This window comes from Enterobacter sp. SCRI0065 (genome assembly GCF_059766475.1).
Window position 1 is genome coordinate 1 of the sequence record NZ_JCBAJB010000063.1, and the last position, 251, is coordinate 251.

Annotated in this window: 1 rRNA gene; it reads left to right on the forward strand. The window is 49.4% G+C overall.

What is annotated here, in order from left to right:
• Positions 1 to 121, forward strand: a 16S ribosomal RNA gene (locus AC6EMZ_RS23460); the annotation flags it as partial.
• Positions 122 to 251 lie beyond the last annotated feature (130 nt).

The following is a 251-nucleotide window of genomic DNA, read 5'->3' on the forward strand; positions in this document are numbered from 1 at the left end:
GGTTGCAAAAGAAGTAGGTAGCTTAACCTTCGGGAGGGCGCTTACCACTTTGTGATTCATGACTGGGGTGAAGTCGTAACAAGGTAACCGTAGGGGAACCTGCGGTTGGATCACCTCCTTACCTAAAGAACCTGCCTTTGTAGTGTCCACACAGATTGTCTGATGAAAAGAAAGCAGTAAAGCATATCTGCAGGCTTGTAGCTCAGGTGGTTAGAGCGCACCCCTGATAAGGGTGAGGTCGGTGGTTCAAG